This window comes from Staphylococcus sp. M0911 (genome assembly GCF_003491325.1).
Taxonomy (GTDB): domain Bacteria; phylum Bacillota; class Bacilli; order Staphylococcales; family Staphylococcaceae; genus Staphylococcus; species Staphylococcus warneri_A.
Map to the genome: position 1 here is coordinate 953,557 of NZ_CP022881.1, position 18,846 is coordinate 972,402.

The window sequence follows — 18,846 nt, forward strand, 5'->3', positions numbered from 1 at the left end:
ATCATGACACATAAATATATATCAACAGAATTGTTGATAGTTTTTACAGCATTAATGATTATTGCTAATTTTTATTATATATTCTTTGAAAAAATAGGCTTTTTACTCGTTTTACTTTTAGGGTGTGTATTAGTCTATGTAGGATATATTTATTTTCATAAAGTACGAGGGTTGTTATCCTTTTGGATTGGTACTTTGTTAATTGCATTCACCTTACTTTCTAATAAATATACAATTATCATTTTGTTTATATTTTTATTAATATTAATTGTAAGGTACTTAATTTATAAATTTAAACCATTAAAAGTAACAGCAACTGAAGAAGAAGTTACTTCGCCAGCATTTATTAAGCAGAAATGGTTTGGTGAACAACGTACACCAGTATATGTATATAAGTGGGAAGATGTTCAAATCCAACATGGAATCGGGGATATTCATATTGATTTAACTAAAGCTGCAAATATTAAAGATAACAACACAATTGTTGTTAGACATATATTAGGTAAAGTACAAGTGATTGTGCCATTAAATTATAATATTAATATCCATGCGACGGCATTTTATGGTTCCGCATATATTAATGAAAAATCATACAAGATAGAGAATAATAATATTCATGTTGAAGAAAAGACAAAAGAAGAAAATTATACAGTTAATGTCTATGTATCAACATTTATTGGCGACGTAGAGGTGATATATAGATGAATCACTATATAAGAGCCATTGGGTCAATGCTGATATTGATATATAGTATGTTAACGGCATTCTTATTTATTGATAAAGTTTTTGTTAACATCATTTACTTTCAAGGCATGTTTTATACACAAATTTTCGGTATTCCAGTGTTCTTATTCTTAAATATTATAGTTATATTATTATGTATTATAGTCGGATCAGTTCTAGCATATAAAATTAATCAACAGAATGATTGGATTAAAACTCAAATTGAGCGATCAATTGAAGGGGAAACAGTTGGTATTAATGACCAAAATATTGAATTGTATAGTGAGACTTTAGAAATATATCATACACTCGTTCCATTAAATCAAGAGTTACATCGATTAAGAATGAAAACACAAAATTTAACTAACGAAAATTACAATATGAATGATGTTAAAGTTAAAAAAATTATTGAAGACGAGCGACAACGTTTAGCAAGAGAATTACACGATTCTGTAAGTCAACAACTATTCGCTGCAAGTATGATGTTATCAGCAATTAAAGAAACACAGTTAGAACCACCATTAGATCAACAAATACCTGTACTCGAAAAAATGATTCAAGATTCTCAACTTGAAATGAGAGCGTTGTTACTTCATTTAAGACCGCTAGGATTAAAAGATAAATCATTAGGTGAAGGAATTAAAGATTTAGTCATTGACCTTCAAAAGAAAGTTCCAATGAAAGTAGTACATGAGATTCAAGAATTTAAAGTACCAAAAGGAATAGAGGATCATTTATTCAGAATTACACAAGAAGCAATTTCAAATACTTTGAGACATTCTAATGGTACAAGAGTAACGGTTGAATTATTTAATAAACAAGATTATTTATTGTTACGTATACAAGATAATGGTAAAGGTTTTAATGTAGACGAGAAACTTGAGCAAAGTTATGGATTAAAGAATATGCGTGAACGTGCACTAGAAATTGGTGCTACTTTCCATATCGTTTCATTACCAGATTCTGGTACACGTATTGAAGTTAAAGCACCATTAAACAAGGAGGATTCGTATGGCGATTAAAGTATTATTTGTAGACGACCATGAGATGGTTAGAATAGGTATTTCAAGTTACTTATCAACACAATCTGACATTGAAGTAGTGGGAGAAGGTGAGTCTGGGAAAGATGCAATTGCAAAGGCACATGAGTTACAACCAGATTTGATTCTAATGGATTTACTTATGGATGATATGGATGGTGTAGAAGCGACAACAGAAATTAAAAAGGATTTACCACACATTAAAGTTGTGATGCTTACAAGTTTCATTGAAGATAAAGAAGTGTATCGAGCTCTAGATGCTGGTGTAGATAGTTATATCTTAAAGACCACAAGTGCTAGTGATATCGCAGAAGCGGTTCGTAAAACATATCATGGTGAATCGGTATTTGAACCAGAAGTATTAGTTAAAATGCGTAACAGAATGAAAAAACGTGCTGAGCTATACGAAATGTTAACAGATAGAGAAATGGAAATTTTATTGTTAATTGCTAAAGGTTATTCTAATCAAGAGATTGCTAGTGCATCTCATATTACAATAAAAACAGTAAAAACTCATGTAAGTAATATTCTAAGTAAATTAGAAGTTCAAGATAGAACACAGGCAGTCATTTATGCATTCCAACATAACTTAATTCAATAATTATAAAAAAGGCCAGGTGGATGATATATCAATTCCACTTGGCCTTTAATTTAATGATTAAGAATGTTTATCTTCAGAATCATTATTTTTAATTTTATTAACGATTTTATCTTTCATCGTACTTTGATCTTCTTGATACTTGTCTTTAGCATTTTTATCAATATTATAATCTTCATCTTTACCTATTTCACGATGATCATTATATTCATATGTTGTATCTTCGTTGTAATGGTTTTGGTTATTATCATCATGTTTCAATGCAGCTTCTTCTGGCGTTTCACCTTTAATCACATGACGTTGGTGAATAATCGCATTGATTTCAGCACCTATAATGATGATGAAACTTGTTAAGTATAACCAAATTAGTAAAATAATGATACCTGCGATACTACCATATGTTTTAGAATAATTACCAAAGTTAGAAATATACCAACCAAATGCAAATGATCCTAGTAACCAAATGATAGAAGTGAAGATAGCACCTGGTAATACAGATAGAATTTTTGTTTTAACATTAGGTGCTACTGAATATAACACGATAAATAAAACTAAAATGATGATAAGTGGTAATACCACTCTTATTAAATTGAATACCCATTTTACTTCAGAATCTAAGCCTAAAGGTCCGAATAAGTAATGACTTATAGCAGAACCTAACGTTGGTAATGCCATTGCGATAGCAAAAACAACGCCCATCACAACTGTAAAAACAACGCTTAGAAGTTTTAGTAAAATGCCGTTACGACTATCTTCAACATCGTAAGCAACATTGAATGAGTTCATAATTGCTGTCATACCATTTGAAGCTGACCAAATTGCTAAGATCAAACCGACAGATAGTAAGCCACCACTTGAGTTCTTCGTTACATCGCCAATGACACCTTTTATGATTGATGATGTTTCAGAAGGTGTACTGCTTAACATATTAGTAATTTGGCTTTGTTCAATATTAAAGAATGGTAACAATGTTAATAAGAAAATTAACATAGGGAACATTGCAAGAACGAAATGATAAGTCATTTGTGCTGCTAATCCTGAAGCATCATCTTTGCCAATTCTATAAACTAAATAAGAAAAGAAATTTGAATTCTTTGTATATTTAGCAGGTTTGTTCAATCTTGATAAGAAGAAAACTTGGTTATCTTTCTTAGGTTCCTTAGATTGAAATTCTTGTGGTTCAATATATGTACGGTCTACTTTAATTTTATTATCACTATTTTTGTCATCCTTATGCTCTTCATATTCTTTAGCAGAGTTAAGGAATTTGGAACTTGTTTTTTCTTTCTTTGACATAACAATCTCCTTTAGTCCTTTGACATGGAATTTTAAATGCAATTTTATTTTAATATTAGTTGTAAAGAAAGGGAGTGAGAAAGAACTCATTTGGAAATGAATTCTTAAACTCACCCCCGTATTAATGGAGTGGGACAATTATAATAGAAGTGTTTCACTATTTAAAATAGCTAGATTACGTATTGGCGATAAGCCAACATTCAATTAAATTGTCCATTTGGCATTCCATTACTTACCAATACGTTCATTTTTTCTATTAACAAATGTGTCTTTAGCATCTTTAATAGAACGTTCTAATTCTGGATTGTTACGACGAATTTCTTCGATAACATCTTTCCAATACATTACTTCATCTTTAATGCTACTAACTTTAGAAGGTTTTTGAGATTTTTTGCCTTCTTTAACATTAGAGAATGATTGTTTTAATGAATTACGAGTTGATTTATCAGCTAATGTTGCTGCGCCACCGATAACAGCGCCTAATAATACACCAGGAATGAATTTGTTTTCCATAATATTTTACCCCTCTTTCAAATTTGCATCTTTTACGATGTAGTCAATTAAATGATCACAAGATGATTGTACCATTTTATATACACCTTCAAAATTGTTTGTGTAGTATGGATCTGGTACATCACTTTCTTCCATATTACTAAATTCTAATAGTTTGAACAATTGTCCTTGAATGTTAGGATTAATTGCTTTGATATTTTCTATATTACTTTGATCCATAGCAATAATATAGTCAAAATCATCTGTCGGTTCAAATAGCTCACTAATCATACCATCAAAAGGAATTTGATGTTCTTTAAGAATCTTTTGAGTACCTTCATGTGGTGGTTCTCCTAAATTCCATTTACCAGTACCACGAGAGTGTACCCGAACATCTTTAATGCCTCTGTCTTGAAGTCTTTGTCTCATGATAGCTTCAGCCATTGGAGAACGGCAAATGTTTCCAAGACATACAAAAGCAACGTCTACCATATTGATTCCTCCAAACCATGTAATTATATCCCCATTTTAATGGTTCTTCAAACAATTAGAAAGCAAATTTTTTCAATTTCTATTAAAGTTCCATAAAGTATGTTAGTTTGATAGAATATGATTACTTAGATAAAGAGGTGAGACGTGTGGCATTAACTAATGAAGAGATGATTACTGAGATTAGACAAAAATTAAATATCGTCAATAAAGCACTCATCGATCCAGATAAATTTAAAGAGGCAAATCATGATGAGATTAGTGAAATTCATCAATTTGTTACTTCAAAGGATTCATTTTCACCTAGTGAGGTCACTGCAATTGCAGATGCACTAGGACAATTACGACAATAAGGGGGAACCTAAATGAGTAACTATCAAGACAAGTTAAGACAATATGCACAACTATTAGTTAGAGTAGGAATGAATGTTCAAGATAAGCAACCAGTATTTATTCGATCATCAGTTGAGGCATTGGAACTCACTCATTTAGTCGTTGAAGAGGCCTACATTGCGGGTGCTTCAGATGTTAGAGTTGAGTATGCTGATCCACGTTTAAAACGATTAAAATTTGAATATGAATCATTAGACCACTTTGAAAATAACGACGTTAAGTCATATGATGTAGAAGCTAGAATGGACTTTGTGAAAAGAGGGGCAGCGAATCTTGCAATATTAACTGAAGATCCAGACTTATTAAGTGGCATCGATGCAAGTAAATTAAAAGCCTATCAATTACAATATTCAAAAGCGTATAAGGGTTATATGGAAGCAAGTCAAAAGAATCAATTCCCATGGGTCGTAGCAGCATTCCCATCTAAAGCTTGGGCGCAACGTGTATATCCTAATAAATCAGTAGAAGATGCGTACTCAACTTTTATAGATGAAGTATTTGATATTGTAAGAGTTGATGGTAACGATCCAATTCAAAATTGGAAATCTCACGTAAAAAATTTAAGTGTGCATGCTGATAAATTACAGAAAAAACAATACAAAGCATTACACTATCTATCTGAAGGAACAGACTTAGTTGTTGGTTTACCTAAAGGTCACATTTGGGAAGATGCGACAAGTTATGTCAATGGTGATCAACAAGCCTTTATTGCTAATATACCTACAGAAGAAGTTTTCACTGCACCAGATAGAAACAATGTTAACGGTTATGTGACTAATAAATTGCCATTGAGTTTTAATGGTAATATTATTGATGGCTTTACCTTAACATTTAAAGATGGTGTAATTGTTGATTTTAAAGCAGATAAAGGTGAAGACGTGTTAAGAGATTTATTGGATACCGATGAAGGTGCTAGACGATTAGGTGAAGTTGCGTTAGTACCGGATGATTCACCAATCTCAAATCGTAATACCATCTTTTATAATACGTTATTTGATGAAAATGCATCCTGTCATTTAGCTATAGGTTCAGCATACGGCTTCAACATTGAAGGTGGAACAGAAATGACTACGGAAGAAAAAATAGCAAGTGGTTTAAATGATTCAAATGTGCATGAAGACTTTATGATTGGCAGTGCAGATTTAACTATCTATGGCATATTAGAAGATGGTACTAAAGAACTCGTATTTAAAAATGGTAATTGGGCAAATTAAATATCATGTTATAGAACAGATGAGGAGTCAAAATTCATTAAGAGATAGGGAGATATGAATGGCAAAACAACAAGTGACTAAAAAAGCAATGTCAGAATCTAAAAGTTTGAAATCTAGACAAGTCTATCCACAAGATACAAATCATCATCATACGATGTTTGGTGGTACTTTAATGGCTAACGTTGATGAAATTGCAGCTATTACTGCCATGAAACATGCAGGTAACTCTGTTGTTACAGCGTCAACGGATTCTGTTGATTTTTTATTGCCAATTAAAAATGGTGATATTTTATCATATGAAGCGATGGTTTCGTACACTGGTAGTAGTTCGATGGAAGTATGTGTGCAAATTATTATTGAAGATGTGTTCGAAGGTGAACGAAAATTAGCAGCTCTTAGCTTTTTAACTTTCGTTGCGTTAGATCAAAGTGGTAAACCAACACAAGTACCTCAAGTATATCCAGAAGATAAAGTTGAAAAATGGTTCCATGAAACTGCACCACAACGTGTTGCTCGTCGCAAAGAACGTCGTGATGAAAGCAAAAATACAATTGAGTATTTATCTAAAATTCAGCATATAGAAAGATAATACTCTAATTACCTAAATAAAGACCCTTATACCAATGCGTTAAAACGTATTGATATAAGGGCCTATTTTAATACTTATTAAAATAGCGATTCAATTAAAATGCTACACAATAAAGACTTTAAGAGAAAATACGCTTAGCATGCATTGCTTTTTCATTTTCTTTAAAATCTGTATTAGGGTAGTACATATTTTTCACTAAAACATTTGGTCCTAAACACTGATATTCAGCACAATGACAGTTGAGTGATTGTGCTAAATCTGAATTAAGCCATTGCTTAAAAACATCTGTCAGTTTATCATTTTGAATATTTGAGATAGTCCCATTTTCATCACCAAAATCAGTTACGATGACATTACCTGTAAAGACATTTACATTTAAACGACTGCGGCCATCTGGATCATTTCGCATTGTAACGTTTTTAGCATGTCTTAAACGTTGTAATAAATGTTGATCATTTTCATCATTAATACATGGATATATAGGTAACGTACCAAACAACATCCAAGTATCTTCATCTCTAATGTCTAATAAATGATGAATTGCTTCTTTCATTTCTTTTAATGACAATACATTTAATGTACTAGCAAAGTCAGCAGGGTACATTGGATGTACTTCATGACGACTACATTTCATATCATTTACAATTTCTTTATGAATTTTATTTAAATAGGGTAAAGTACTTTGATTCAACATTGTTTCTGCAGAAACGAACATACCTTGGTCAGAGAGCGTGCTTGCGTTATCAAGCATTTGTTCATATAATTTGAGTTTCGCTTTCAAAGGTGGTTGCTTTTTCATAGCACCGAAGCCCACATCTGTAAATTCTTGGATTGTACCCCAGTTATGAGAAATGTGCATGACATCGATATACTCAGCGATATCTAAATATCTATCTTGTGGCAATGTTAAATTAGAATTCATTTGAACATAAATACCACGTTGATATGCATATTTTAATAATGGTTTAACAACATTCTTGATAGATTTTTTTGAAAACATGGGTTCGCCGCCCGTAATTGATAACGTACGTAAATGAGGTATTTCATCTAGTCGACGGTAAATAATGTCCATTGGTAAAGGTTCTGGGTCTTGAGTTTGAAGTGTATAACCAACCGCGCAATGACTACATCTCATATTACATAAATTAGTAGTCGTAAACTCTATATTACTTAAAGTAAGTTGACCATTATCAATGATGTCATTATAGGCTTCCCAAGGATCATTATGTATTGAAATAGGTTTTTTATTAGTTGTTAACATGAATATTACTCCTAAAAGAGGGGGACGTTAGTATAAAATTAGATATGTAAATGAAGTAAATCATTAATATGAATTGATTCATAACAAAATATAGTTAAATCTAACTTTTACCGAGTCTTTCTCTTTAAATTTTGTAAAAAGTACAGTAAACATTATTAAGATTATATCGCTTTTTGTCAAATTCTGTTAGGATGATATTATCAAAAAACAAACTAAAGGAGCGCTTATTTAATATGAGTGAACAACAAACGATTGACCAAATTAAAACACGATTAAACAAATTTATTGAAGATATTGATCACGTAAACCCTGATGAAGTACGCGTTGAAGACATTGATGAGTGGATTGGATTATTAGATCAATTAGAAGAAAAAGTGAAACAAGTTTCAAAATAATTATAGGTAATCATTATTAGTGACACTTTAGTGACGATTAGTTTTCATTTGTTAGATGATGTTTAAAATTATGTAAAAGAGTGAAAGTAATAAATATAATCGTACAATAGAAAGGTGATTATATTATGAGTAAAAAAGTAGCTATTATTTTAGCAGATGAATTTGAAGATATAGAGTTAACAAGCCCTAAAGAAGCATTAGAAAATGCTGGTATTGAAACAGTTATCGTTGGAGATAATGAAAACCAAGAGGTTGTAGGTAAACATGGAGAAAAAGCAACCGTTCAAGTAAGTATTGCTGATGCTAAACCAGAAGATTACGATGGTTTATTAATACCAGGTGGATTTGCACCTGACCATTTACGTGGTGATGCAGAGGGTAGATACGGTACTTTCGCTAAATATTTCACAACAAATAATGTACCTGCTTTCGCAATTTGCCATGGTCCTCAAGTGTTAATTGATACTGATGATTTAAATGGTAGAACATTAACAGCAGTATTAAATGTTCGAAAAGACCTATCTAATGCTGGTGCTCATGTTGTTGACGAATCAGTAGTTGTAGATAACAACATTGTAACTAGTCGTACACCAGATGATTTAGATGACTTTAACAGAGAAATTGTTAAACAATTAGAAAATTAATTTAAGCATTAATTAAGCACTGATATAGAGCCTGTTGATTAATTTCAACAGGCTATTTTTATATTTATTGATATATAAATGGATATAATGAAACTATAAATTTTCAACAAAATATAGTTAATACCATTTGTGATCACGTACACCCTGGGACTGATTTTTATGATTAACTATAGCTAAACCACGTAAGTACTGGTAAACTCACATTATAACAGTGAGTTTAAGTAAAGGAGCAAATGCATGAAAAGAAGCGATAGATTTGCACAATCGAATGATACGTATCAACGAGATATGCGTGAACCTCACTATAATACTTATTACCAACCAGTAGGAAAACCACCTAAAAAGAAAAAAAGCAAACGTATTTTTTTGAGAATTTTAATCATATTAACAATTATCATAGTTCTGTTTTTAGGATTAATGTACTTTATGTCTTCTAGAGCTAACGTGGATGATTTAAAATCGATAGAAAATAAAAATGATTACGTTGCTGCTGATCAAATGCCTGAATATGTAAGAGGTGCATTTATTTCGTTAGAAGATGAACGATTTTATAAACATCATGGATTTGATTTTAAGGGTACATCGCGTGCATTGTTTTCAACATTAAGTGATCATGATGTTCAAGGTGGTAGCACGATTACACAACAAGTTGTTAAAAATTATTATTATGATAACGAACGTTCATTTACAAGAAAATTAAAAGAATTATTTGTAGCACATAAAGTTGAGAAACAATATGATAAAAACCAAATACTAAGTTTTTATTTAAACAATATATATTTTGGTGACAATCAATATACGGTAGAAGGTGCAGCCAATCATTATTTCGGTGCAACTACTAATAAAGATAATCAAAACTTAAAGCAAATTAGTGTTTTGCAAAGTGCTATTTTAGCTAGTAAAGTCAATGCACCAAGTGTTTATAATATTGAAGATATGTCTGATAATTTTATAAATAGAGTTAAAACAAATTTAGAAAAGATGAAACAACTTCATTATATTTCAGATGAACAATATGAAGAAGCAATGGCACAATTAGGTAACTAAAACTTACCCTATCATATGCAATATGAAAGACTTAATTACAGTTATGTGTAACTGAAGTCCTAATATTGGGTAGCTGATAGGGTATTTATTTTTGTAAAGCAATGGTTTTTAGATAATTATCAAACTATGTCATAATAAGTAATATACAATACGCAAGTGGAGGTGCATGATGCCTAAAATCACTAAATTAGAAGTTCAAAAGAAAAATAAAGAGCGGTTTAACCTATATCTTGATAATGAATTTGAAATGGGAATTGATATTGATACTTTAGTTAAATTCAATTTAAAAAAAGGTCAAGTATTAGAACCCTCAGATATGGAACAGATACAAAAACATGATCATTATCGTAGAGGTTTAAATGATGCAATTCAATTTCTGTCATATCGAAAACGTACTGAAAAAGAAGTTAGACAGCATTTATCAAAAAATGAAGTTTCTGAAGGTGCAATTCAACAAGTTATAGATTATTGTTATCAAGAAAAATTAATAGACCATGATGATTATGCAGAAAGTTTAAAAAATACAATGATTAATACAACTGATAAAGGCCCTGAAATATATAAACAAAAGTTGTATCAAGCTGGCGTAGAGCCTAATATTATCGACCAGTATACAGAAATATATATAGAGCAACAGCCACTAGAGGATATAGTTAAAGTTGCGCAGAAAGTAATTAGAACTAAAAAAGGACCGACGTCTAAGGTAAAACAAAAAGTCATGCAATCATTGATGCAAAAAGGGTATACGATGGAAAGAATTAAAGATGCTATGGATGAATTAGACTTTTCAGAAGATGAAGATCAATTGGACCATATGTTACAAACAGATTTAGAAAAAGTTTATAACAAGCAACAACGTAAATATGAAGGTCAACAAGTTATAAGAAAAACGATAGAAACACTTATGAGAAAAGGCTATAAATATGATAAAATTAAATCTAAATTAGAAGAAAGTGGTATCGAACATGGAACAGAAGAAATTGAGTGAGATGTCTGAACAAGAATTAAGACATGAAATTCAAACATATAAAGAAAAAATGAGAAAAGCAGAAATGAACGGTATTTTAAATGAATATGACGTTTACCAAAGTAAAGTCATTGTAGCAGAAAGCTACCTTGTTGATCGTAACCAAATAGAATTAGGTCGTATTTATCAATTAAATGATGGTAGTGATCAATATTTTAAAGTTGAAAGACTGAAAGGTATATTTGCTTGGGGATTCCGAATTAAAAGTAGTGAACCCGAAGAAGGATTACCAATTGCATTATTAAAATTGTAGAAGGATGAAATAAAATGGGAAGTTCAATCGTTTTAAAGTTACTGAAAGTCACTCATTATTATAGAAACAAAAAAACTAAAAAATGGTACTTACCTTTTGGTTACGGCGCAGATGACATTGATTTAAATAATATTTCACTACATATATACCAAGGAGAATCTTTAGGTATTATTGGAGAACCAGGTTCATCAAAAAGGTTAATAGGAAGGTTGTTATCCGGATCTATCGAACCTGACAAGGGGAAATTAGTTCAACTTGATCATATATATTATGGAGATATTGAAGATAGACGTATGATTCATCAAACTGTTAAGGATTATGTCACTCATATCGTTGAATTATTTCCTTATCAAATAGCAAATCATAAAGCTGATCAAGTGATACAATATGCCCATGTAGATGAGCAACAAGTGATTTCTAAATTGTCAAAACAAGAGTTTGCGCAATTGTTATTAAGTATAGCGAGATCTTGCCAATCTAACATCATCATTTTAAATCATGTGCTTCAATATTTAGATGAAACATTTATGAATAGAGCTACAGAACTATCTAATGAATACATAGATAATAATCAAACAATGGTCTTTATCGATGACGATATTGATAAAATCGAACAAGTAAGTAACTATATTACATGGGTTTCTCATGGTCAAATTCGTATGGAGGGCTCTGTAAACCAAGTTATTCCTACCTTTATAGAACATGAAAAAGATCGAAAAAGTATTGAATCTAAAGAAGCACTTGCGTCATTTGACCTGGATTGGAAAAAAAGTAGAACAAGAATGCCAGAGATGACTTATAATTTTAAACGAATAGAACGATATAATCATGCTAAACCACCAGTATTCTTGGTAAGATTTTGGACATTGATGGTTAGCTTTATTTTAGGTTTAGCACTGATGGGTATATTTATATTCAATAATTTAGGCATAGTTAACGTACCTGAAAATAACCAAGCCACACTTCAAACACAAGCTAAAGATACATATGAGGATAAATTGGCATACGGTATAGCCTTAAAGGGCAGTAGTAAACTTTCAGGTTCAAGTAATTTAACTTTGCCCAAATATAGTGTTGTGACTATTGATGGTGAAAACAGTAAAAATTATCGTATTGATGTAAGTGGTAATCGTTATACTATAGCAAAGAATCAATTAGAATACTTTAATCCAGCAGGTTTATATGAAAAACATAGTTTTAAAACACTATCTCCATATATTAAATCCAACTATAGTAAATATGTGGATTACTTCAATAGCCATTTACATAAAGAACATAGTTCTGTGAAAAAGTCACTAGTACCTGAAGATGATAATCGTTTTGTTGCTGATATAACATCTCAGCCGATTAAAATGATATTTAACGATGAGAATCAATTAAATGGTTTTGTGATGCCGATTGTGAATAAAAGCGAGCTGAAAGATAAGTTTAATATCAAGAAGGATATTTGGATTTGTAAATCAGGAGATGGTTACTTTATTGCTGATTTAAAAGATAATAAATGGATATATATTGAATTGTAGGTGTAAACATGATTGATAATATAATATTATATTTTAAAAACTTACCACATCTTTTAACATACACGTTAAAAAGAATTAAAAGTTTATGGAAGTGGTTCACCTTAAGTTTTATAGTTGGCTTAGTGTTTATTTTAATCGCAGAACTATTTTTTAAATTTACAAATGCTACAGAAGTTATCCATGGTATTTGGTTATATAGACTAATAACACTATTTGCATTTATCTTTATCATGCTAACTTTGTATGGATGTTATAGATTATATGCTAAAGATTATTTAATTACGAAATCTTTTCATATTACACCAGTAACACCTACTGTAATTACCACGATTGTTGGAAGTGTAGTGATATTTATACTAATGACTATCATTGCATTATTAAAACCCATAAACTATGAAAGTTCATTATTAGCGACGTTATTCTTTTTATTTGTTTCTATAGTGTTGATAAGTTTATTGTCAGTAACATTCGGTCTTTTGAAAATACTAAATTACAAAATTGATAAATATTTCTATATCTTTTGTGTAGTAGAATTTTTGATATTGCCTATAATTTATATGCCAAAGACACACTTGACGCTTATCGAACACCTATTAATGTTAAACCCTTTATATTATATAGTTAATGGATTGGCGCAATCAGTGTTATTTGGAAACGTGAGTGTAGCTAATCTTCCATATCATCTATACATGTTATGTTTTATTGCAATCATTTCTATTATCAATTTTGCATTGTCACGTTATGTAGCACATGCGAAATATAGAAATCAAAATATAAAACTACAAAAAGTAATTCAATCTAATGATGAAAAAAAATAGCTTGAATGAAATAAATAATAATGAAAAAGTAGAGAATGAGCAAAAGAAATAATAAGAAAAATAGCCAAGGACTTGGAGAATGAAGTTATCCAAGTGCCTCGGCTATTTTATTTGGCGAATAATTTACGCTGAAGTTTATCTTCGCTAAATACCCATCCAATATATGAGTGGTCGATTTCATCTTGTTGAGTTAAATGAGCAATTGCAACAAATGCATAATGATCATTATTTAAATATCTCAAGTCCATTAATCTAATTTCAGTAGTACCATCTTCTAATGGTGTTGTTTGCCAACGATAAATCGATGAAAAATTTAAAAATGTCCTAATATCTTTATTGTTTTTAACTTTCCATAATAATGAATCAATTGATAAATGTTGACGTTTGACCTTATCACTAAAAACAATGTTTCTACCAAATGATCTACCTACATAATCATGTTCATCAGTTTGAATTGCTATACGCCATTCCATAAATTTTAAAGTAGGAATCACGAAAACTTTAACAGGATTATGTTCTTGTTTAATTTGCTTCAATGCTTGTTTTCTCAAGAATGATTGCATTTTAAAGCGGACAATATAGTATATTACGAGAACCCCGATAATCGGGAAAAAGGCTAAGTAAGGATGTACACCAAATGCCCACAATGCCACGCCAATACATAGAATAATAAATATTATTGGGTCGAACGTATTAATTACACCAAGTTGAATCCACTTATTTGTAATAGGTCTTAAAGCTTGTGTACCATAGGAATTAAAGATATCAACAAATACATGCAAGAACACAGCTAATTGCGCCCACATCCATACATGTAAAGGGTTCGTATGGTTGAATATGACAAAAATTAAAAACGTGATTAAAATAGGCCATAAGATTGTAAAAGGAATAGAGTGTGTAATACCTCTATGATGTGAAATATACGTTGAATTATCTTTTAGTTTTAAAACTGTATCTCCGTCAGGTATAAGTGATCCTGCAATTAGTGTTGTAGCGGTTGCTGCAAATGTATCTGACATAGCAGGATCTTGTGTTGCAAGTGCTGTAAGGCCAACACCAATCACGATATGCGTGGCTGTATCCATATATGTTCACTCATTTCGTCTTAATTTATAATATATTATAATCTAAAAGTTGGAATAAAAAAATCAACTCACATTAATTTATATAACATGTATGTAAAATAGCCTTTGTGCTTAATTTAAAACATCAAAACACGTTGAAGAAAGGGAAATATATGTATTTAGAAGACAATTTTAAAAAAAATATAATGCAATGGTTTAATCAAAATCAACGTTCTATGCCTTGGCGTGAAACGACGAATCCATATTATATATGGTTAAGCGAAGTTATGTTGCAACAAACACAAGTTAAAACAGTTATTGATTATTATGACAGATTTATACAACGATTCCCTACTATTGCGGATTTAAGTGAGGCGCATGAAGATGAAGTACTTAAATATTGGGAAGGGCTAGGATATTATAGTCGTGCACGAAATTTTCATCATGCAATCAAAGAAGTTCAACATGAGTATCAAGGTATTGTGCCGTCAGATCCTGAGAATTTTAAAGCCTTAAAAGGTGTTGGGCCATATACACAAGCGGCAGTTATGAGTATTGCATTTGATCATCCGCTACCTACTGTTGACGGTAATGTATTTAGAGTTTGGTCTAGACTTAATAATGACAGTAGAGATATAAAACTACAATCCACACGTAAAGCTTATGAACAAGAATTATTACCATACGTGCGTGAAGAAGCTGGTACATTTAACCAATCTATGATGGAACTTGGTGCATTAATTTGTACACCTAAAAATCCACTCTGCATGTTTTGCCCAGTACAAGAAAACTGCGAGGCATACGATAAAGGTACTGTATTAGATTTACCTGTTAAAACTAAGAATGTTAAAAAGAAAACGATTGATCAAAGTGTTTTTCTCATTCGTAATAAACGTGGTGAATATCTATTAGAAAAACGACAAGAAAGATTATTAAGTGGAATGTGGGAATTCCCGATGTTTGAAACATCTCATGCAATTGACCAAATATCAAAGCAATTAAACCACCAGATTGAACCTTTATCTGAACCGATTTTTAAATTAAAGCATCAATTCACGCATTTAACATGGCATATTAAGGTGTATAGCGTACCAGAGGAACTTGAGATTGAAGCGTCGTCTTTACCTGAGAATATGATATGGTTTGATTTAGAACAACGAGATCAATTTACTTTTCCAGTACCTATGGCTAAAATTTATCAATTTATTGAAGTATAACAGTAAGGAAATAAATGTATTAAAAGTATCAATTTAATTGCATCAAAGTTCAGAAGTACTTTATAAATATGATATAATCTAAATGGTTAAAAAGTATAAAGGTGGTGTGGAGTATGGTAAAAGAATCCATACCTAAAGAAGGACAAGATATAAAGATTCAAAGTTATAAACATGATGGTAATATCCATCGTGTATGGTCTGAAACAACTATTTTAAAAGGAACTGATCATGTCATTATCGGTGGTAACGATCATACGCTAGTAACAGAAAGTGATGGTCGTACATGGATTACGAGAGAACCAGCTATTGTCTACTTTCATTCAGAGTATTGGTTTAATGTCATTTGTATGTTCCGTGAAGATGGTGTCTACTATTATTGCAACTTGTCTTCACCATTTGTATGTGATGAGGAAGCTTTAAAATATATAGACTATGATCTTGATATTAAAGTTTATCCAAATGGTAAATATCATTTGTTAGATGAAGATGAGTATGAACAACATATGAATCAAATGAACTACCCTCATGATATTGATGTTATATTGAGACGTAGTGTCGATATTTTACAACAATGGATTGAACAGAAAAAAGGGCCGTTCGCACCAGACTTTATTAAAGTATGGAAAGAACGATATAAGAAAATTAGAGATTATTAAGCAAATAAGATGTAAAACATATAGAGATGGTTTATATTATTTAATATTGCATTGGATTATTTAAAACGATTATTAGATATGAACCAATCTCTATCAATATAGCTAAACTTGATAATCATATCATTCAGAGGTTGAGATATGTAAGTAAATTACCGAAGAATAACACCTATTAACTATTTCTCTAATTTAAAGAGATAGTTGAAGTGAATCGTTATTCATGATGTATTTACCGTATCCAACCTCTGTTCCATTTTAAATAAATCAATATCAAATAAAATGTGGGGGGATTACAACAAATGATTAGACGATATTTAGAATTCGTAAAACCGTACAAATATCGAATCATTGCTACAATTATTGTTGGTATTATTAAATTCGGTATACCGATGTTAATTCCATTACTTATAAAATATGCGATTGATGGTGTTATTAATAATCACTCCCTAAGCGCTAGTGAAAAGTATTCACATTTAGCAATTGCCATAGGTATAGCTTTATTTATCTTTTTAATAGTAAGACCACCAATTGAATTTATAAGACAATATTTAGCACAATGGACAAGTAACAAAATTTTATATGATATTCGTAAACAGTTATACAATCATTTACAAGCATTAAGTGCTCGCTTTTATGCCAACAATCAAGTTGGTCAAGTGATTTCACGAGTAATTAATGACGTTGAACAAACTAAAGATTTTATCTTAACAGGTCTTATGAACATTTGGTTAGATTGTATTACAATTATAATTGCATTAACGATCATGTTCTTCCTTGATGTAAAATTAACATTTGCAGCGATATTTATATTCCCATTTTATATTTTAACTGTATATTTCTTCTTTGGAAGATTAAGAAAGTTAACTAGGGTTAGATCTCAAGCATTAGCGGAAGTTCAAGGATTTTTACATGAACGCGTTCAAGGTATGTCAGTTATTAAAAGCTTTGCTATTGAAGATAATGAAGCTCAAAATTTTGATAATCGAAATCAAAACTTTTTACAAAAAGCTTTCAAACATACAAGATGGAACGCATATTCATTTGCAGCGATAAACACCGTAACGGATATTGGACCAATTATTGTTATAGGTGTAGGTGCATATTTAGCTATAAGTGGCTCAATTACAGTCGGTACCTTAGCAGCATTTGTTGGATATCTTGAACAATTGTTTGGACCTTTAAGACGTTTAGTTTCATCATTTACTACACTTACACAAAGTTTTGCTTCAATGGATCGTGTTTTTCAATTAATTGATGAAGATTATGACATTAAAAATGGTGTAGGTGCACAACCTATTGAGATTAAACAAGGACAAATTGAATTAAAACATGTAAGTTTCAAATATAATGAAAATGAACAAGAAGTTTTGAAAGATATTAATCTGACAATAAATAAAGGAGACACAGTTGCTTTTGTAGGAATGAGTGGTGGAGGAAAATCTACCTTAATCAATTTAATACCAAGATTTTATGACGTAACTGATGGTGAAATATTGATTGACCAACATAATATTAAAGACTTCTTAACAGGTAGCCTGAGAAATCAAATTGGCTTAGTTCAACAAGATAATATCCTATTTTCTGATACTGTGAAAGAAAATATTTTATTAGGTCGACCTGATGCAACAGACGAAGAAGTCGTTGAAGCGGCTAAGATGGCTAATGCTCATGATTTTATTATGAATTTGCAAGATGGATATGACACTGAAGTAGGGGAACGTGGTGTCAAATTATCAGGTGGTCAAAAACAAAGACTATCAATAGCACGTATTTTCTTAAACAATCCACCAATACTAATCTTAGATGAAGCAACAAGTGCATTAGATTTAGAAAGTGAAGCAATCATACAAGAAGCACTTGATGTGTTAAGTAAGGACCGTACTACTTTAATCGTGGCACATCGATTATCAACGATCACACATGCAGATAAGATAGTAGTGATGCAAAATGGACAAATTGTCGAAACGGGTACACATCAAGAATTAATCGATAAAAAAGGTGCATATGAACACTTATACAGTATTCAAAATTTATAAATAAGACAAAGAAGAGCTTAAGACATTTAGTGCCTTAAGCTCTTCTTTAATTTGGAGTTGGATATTTATTGCTA

At 31.0% G+C, this 18,846-nt stretch carries 21 protein-coding genes; 16 read left to right on the forward strand and 5 right to left on the reverse strand.

The genetic code is table 11. The features are described 5' to 3' along the window. Positions 1–3: 3 nt before the first annotated feature. Genes vraT through vraR form a run of 3 tightly spaced genes read left to right on the forward strand, consistent with a single transcriptional unit; the run spans position 4 to position 2,364 of the window. Positions 4–705: a cell wall-active antibiotics response protein VraT gene (gene vraT / locus ssp1_RS04630; RefSeq protein WP_002452287.1), complete on the forward strand. Its 702-nt coding sequence runs from the start codon at positions 4–6 to the stop codon at positions 703–705. Further along, complete coding sequence (gene vraS / locus ssp1_RS04635; protein ID WP_002452288.1) at positions 702–1,745, forward strand: sensor histidine kinase VraS; 1,044 nt, start codon at positions 702–704, stop codon at positions 1,743–1,745. The genes vraT and vraS overlap by 4 nt, the downstream gene beginning before the upstream one ends. Further along, positions 1,735–2,364 (forward strand): response regulator transcription factor VraR, encoded by a 630-nt coding sequence (gene vraR, locus ssp1_RS04640; protein WP_002452289.1) that lies wholly within the window; start codon positions 1,735–1,737, stop codon positions 2,362–2,364. The genes vraS and vraR overlap by 11 nt, the downstream gene beginning before the upstream one ends. A gap of 57 nt (positions 2,365–2,421) precedes the next feature. On the opposite strand, the gene ssp1_RS04645 is transcribed toward vraR, so the two are convergent. The 3 genes from ssp1_RS04645 to ssp1_RS04655 form a co-directional block, all read right to left on the reverse strand. After that, positions 2,422–3,657, reverse strand: coding sequence for a YihY/virulence factor BrkB family protein (locus tag ssp1_RS04645; RefSeq protein ID WP_075777806.1), 1,236 nt, complete (start codon positions 3,655–3,657; stop codon positions 2,422–2,424). 228 nt (positions 3,658–3,885) lie between these two features. Next, complete coding sequence (locus tag ssp1_RS04650) at positions 3,886–4,170, reverse strand: YtxH domain-containing protein (RefSeq protein WP_002466132.1); 285 nt, start codon at positions 4,168–4,170, stop codon at positions 3,886–3,888. 6 nt (positions 4,171–4,176) lie between these two features. Then, entirely contained in the window at positions 4,177–4,641 is a 465-nt protein-coding gene (locus ssp1_RS04655; RefSeq protein WP_049423330.1) for a low molecular weight protein-tyrosine-phosphatase, read from the reverse strand. Between the two features lie 146 nt (positions 4,642–4,787). On the opposite strand from ssp1_RS04655, the gene ssp1_RS04660 reads away from it, so the two are divergent. Genes ssp1_RS04660 through ssp1_RS04670 form a run of 3 tightly spaced genes read left to right on the forward strand, consistent with a single transcriptional unit; the run spans position 4,788 to position 6,834 of the window. Beyond that, on the forward strand, positions 4,788–4,991 hold the full coding sequence (locus ssp1_RS04660) for a DUF1128 domain-containing protein (RefSeq protein WP_002452293.1): 204 nt from the start codon (positions 4,788–4,790) through the stop codon (positions 4,989–4,991). A 12-nt stretch (positions 4,992–5,003) separates the two neighbouring features. Beyond that, positions 5,004–6,245: an aminopeptidase gene (locus tag ssp1_RS04665; protein WP_075777807.1), complete on the forward strand. Its 1,242-nt coding sequence runs from the start codon at positions 5,004–5,006 to the stop codon at positions 6,243–6,245. A gap of 58 nt (positions 6,246–6,303) precedes the next feature. Further along, positions 6,304–6,834, forward strand: a complete 531-nt coding sequence (locus ssp1_RS04670; protein ID WP_002452295.1) for an acyl-CoA thioesterase — start codon at positions 6,304–6,306, stop codon at positions 6,832–6,834. A gap of 118 nt (positions 6,835–6,952) precedes the next feature. Here ssp1_RS04670 and yfkAB read toward each other — a convergent pair whose 3' ends face one another. Beyond that, positions 6,953–8,095, reverse strand: a complete 1,143-nt coding sequence (gene yfkAB / locus ssp1_RS04675) for a radical SAM/CxCxxxxC motif protein YfkAB (protein ID WP_107541020.1) — start codon at positions 8,093–8,095, stop codon at positions 6,953–6,955. Between the two features lie 233 nt (positions 8,096–8,328). Here yfkAB and ssp1_RS04680 point away from each other — a divergent pair, with 233 nt between their 5' ends. From ssp1_RS04680 to ssp1_RS04710, 7 genes are all read left to right on the forward strand, one after another. Continuing rightward, complete coding sequence (locus ssp1_RS04680) at positions 8,329–8,490, forward strand: SE1561 family protein (protein WP_001830395.1); 162 nt, start codon at positions 8,329–8,331, stop codon at positions 8,488–8,490. A 125-nt stretch (positions 8,491–8,615) separates the two neighbouring features. Beyond that, a complete protein-coding gene (locus tag ssp1_RS04685; RefSeq protein ID WP_075778667.1) occupies positions 8,616–9,134 on the forward strand; it encodes a type 1 glutamine amidotransferase domain-containing protein in 519 nt (172 codons plus the stop codon). 237 nt (positions 9,135–9,371) lie between these two features. Then, positions 9,372–10,181 (forward strand): monofunctional peptidoglycan glycosyltransferase SgtB, encoded by an 810-nt coding sequence (gene sgtB, locus ssp1_RS04690; RefSeq protein WP_075778666.1) that lies wholly within the window; start codon positions 9,372–9,374, stop codon positions 10,179–10,181. A 169-nt stretch (positions 10,182–10,350) separates the two neighbouring features. Continuing rightward, the gene (recX, locus tag ssp1_RS04695; RefSeq protein ID WP_002452354.1) at positions 10,351–11,169 is read left to right on the forward strand and encodes a recombination regulator RecX; all 819 of its coding nucleotides are present in this window, start codon (positions 10,351–10,353) and stop codon (positions 11,167–11,169) included. Then, complete coding sequence (locus tag ssp1_RS04700; RefSeq protein WP_015364863.1) at positions 11,147–11,461, forward strand: YfhH family protein; 315 nt, start codon at positions 11,147–11,149, stop codon at positions 11,459–11,461. The genes recX and ssp1_RS04700 overlap by 23 nt, the downstream gene beginning before the upstream one ends. A gap of 14 nt (positions 11,462–11,475) precedes the next feature. After that, entirely contained in the window at positions 11,476–12,984 is a 1,509-nt protein-coding gene (locus ssp1_RS04705; protein WP_075778665.1) for an ATP-binding cassette domain-containing protein, read from the forward strand. Positions 12,985–12,992: 8 nt separating this feature from the next. After that, the gene (locus tag ssp1_RS04710) at positions 12,993–13,802 is read left to right on the forward strand and encodes a hypothetical protein (protein WP_075778664.1); all 810 of its coding nucleotides are present in this window, start codon (positions 12,993–12,995) and stop codon (positions 13,800–13,802) included. 107 nt (positions 13,803–13,909) lie between these two features. Here ssp1_RS04710 and ssp1_RS04715 read toward each other — a convergent pair whose 3' ends face one another. Then, positions 13,910–14,887 (reverse strand): metal-dependent hydrolase, encoded by a 978-nt coding sequence (locus ssp1_RS04715; RefSeq protein ID WP_002452358.1) that lies wholly within the window; start codon positions 14,885–14,887, stop codon positions 13,910–13,912. A 152-nt stretch (positions 14,888–15,039) separates the two neighbouring features. On the opposite strand from ssp1_RS04715, the gene mutY reads away from it, so the two are divergent. The 3 genes from mutY to ssp1_RS04730 all read left to right on the forward strand — a co-directional run bounded on the left by mutY (position 15,040) and on the right by ssp1_RS04730 (position 18,772). Next, positions 15,040–16,083, forward strand: coding sequence for an A/G-specific adenine glycosylase (gene mutY, locus ssp1_RS04720; RefSeq protein WP_075778663.1), 1,044 nt, complete (start codon positions 15,040–15,042; stop codon positions 16,081–16,083). A 113-nt stretch (positions 16,084–16,196) separates the two neighbouring features. After that, entirely contained in the window at positions 16,197–16,739 is a 543-nt protein-coding gene (gene ntdP, locus ssp1_RS04725) for a nucleoside tri-diphosphate phosphatase (protein WP_002452360.1), read from the forward strand. Between the two features lie 296 nt (positions 16,740–17,035). After that, positions 17,036–18,772, forward strand: coding sequence for an ABC transporter ATP-binding protein (locus ssp1_RS04730; RefSeq protein ID WP_002452361.1), 1,737 nt, complete (start codon positions 17,036–17,038; stop codon positions 18,770–18,772). Positions 18,773–18,846: the final 74 nt, after the last annotated feature.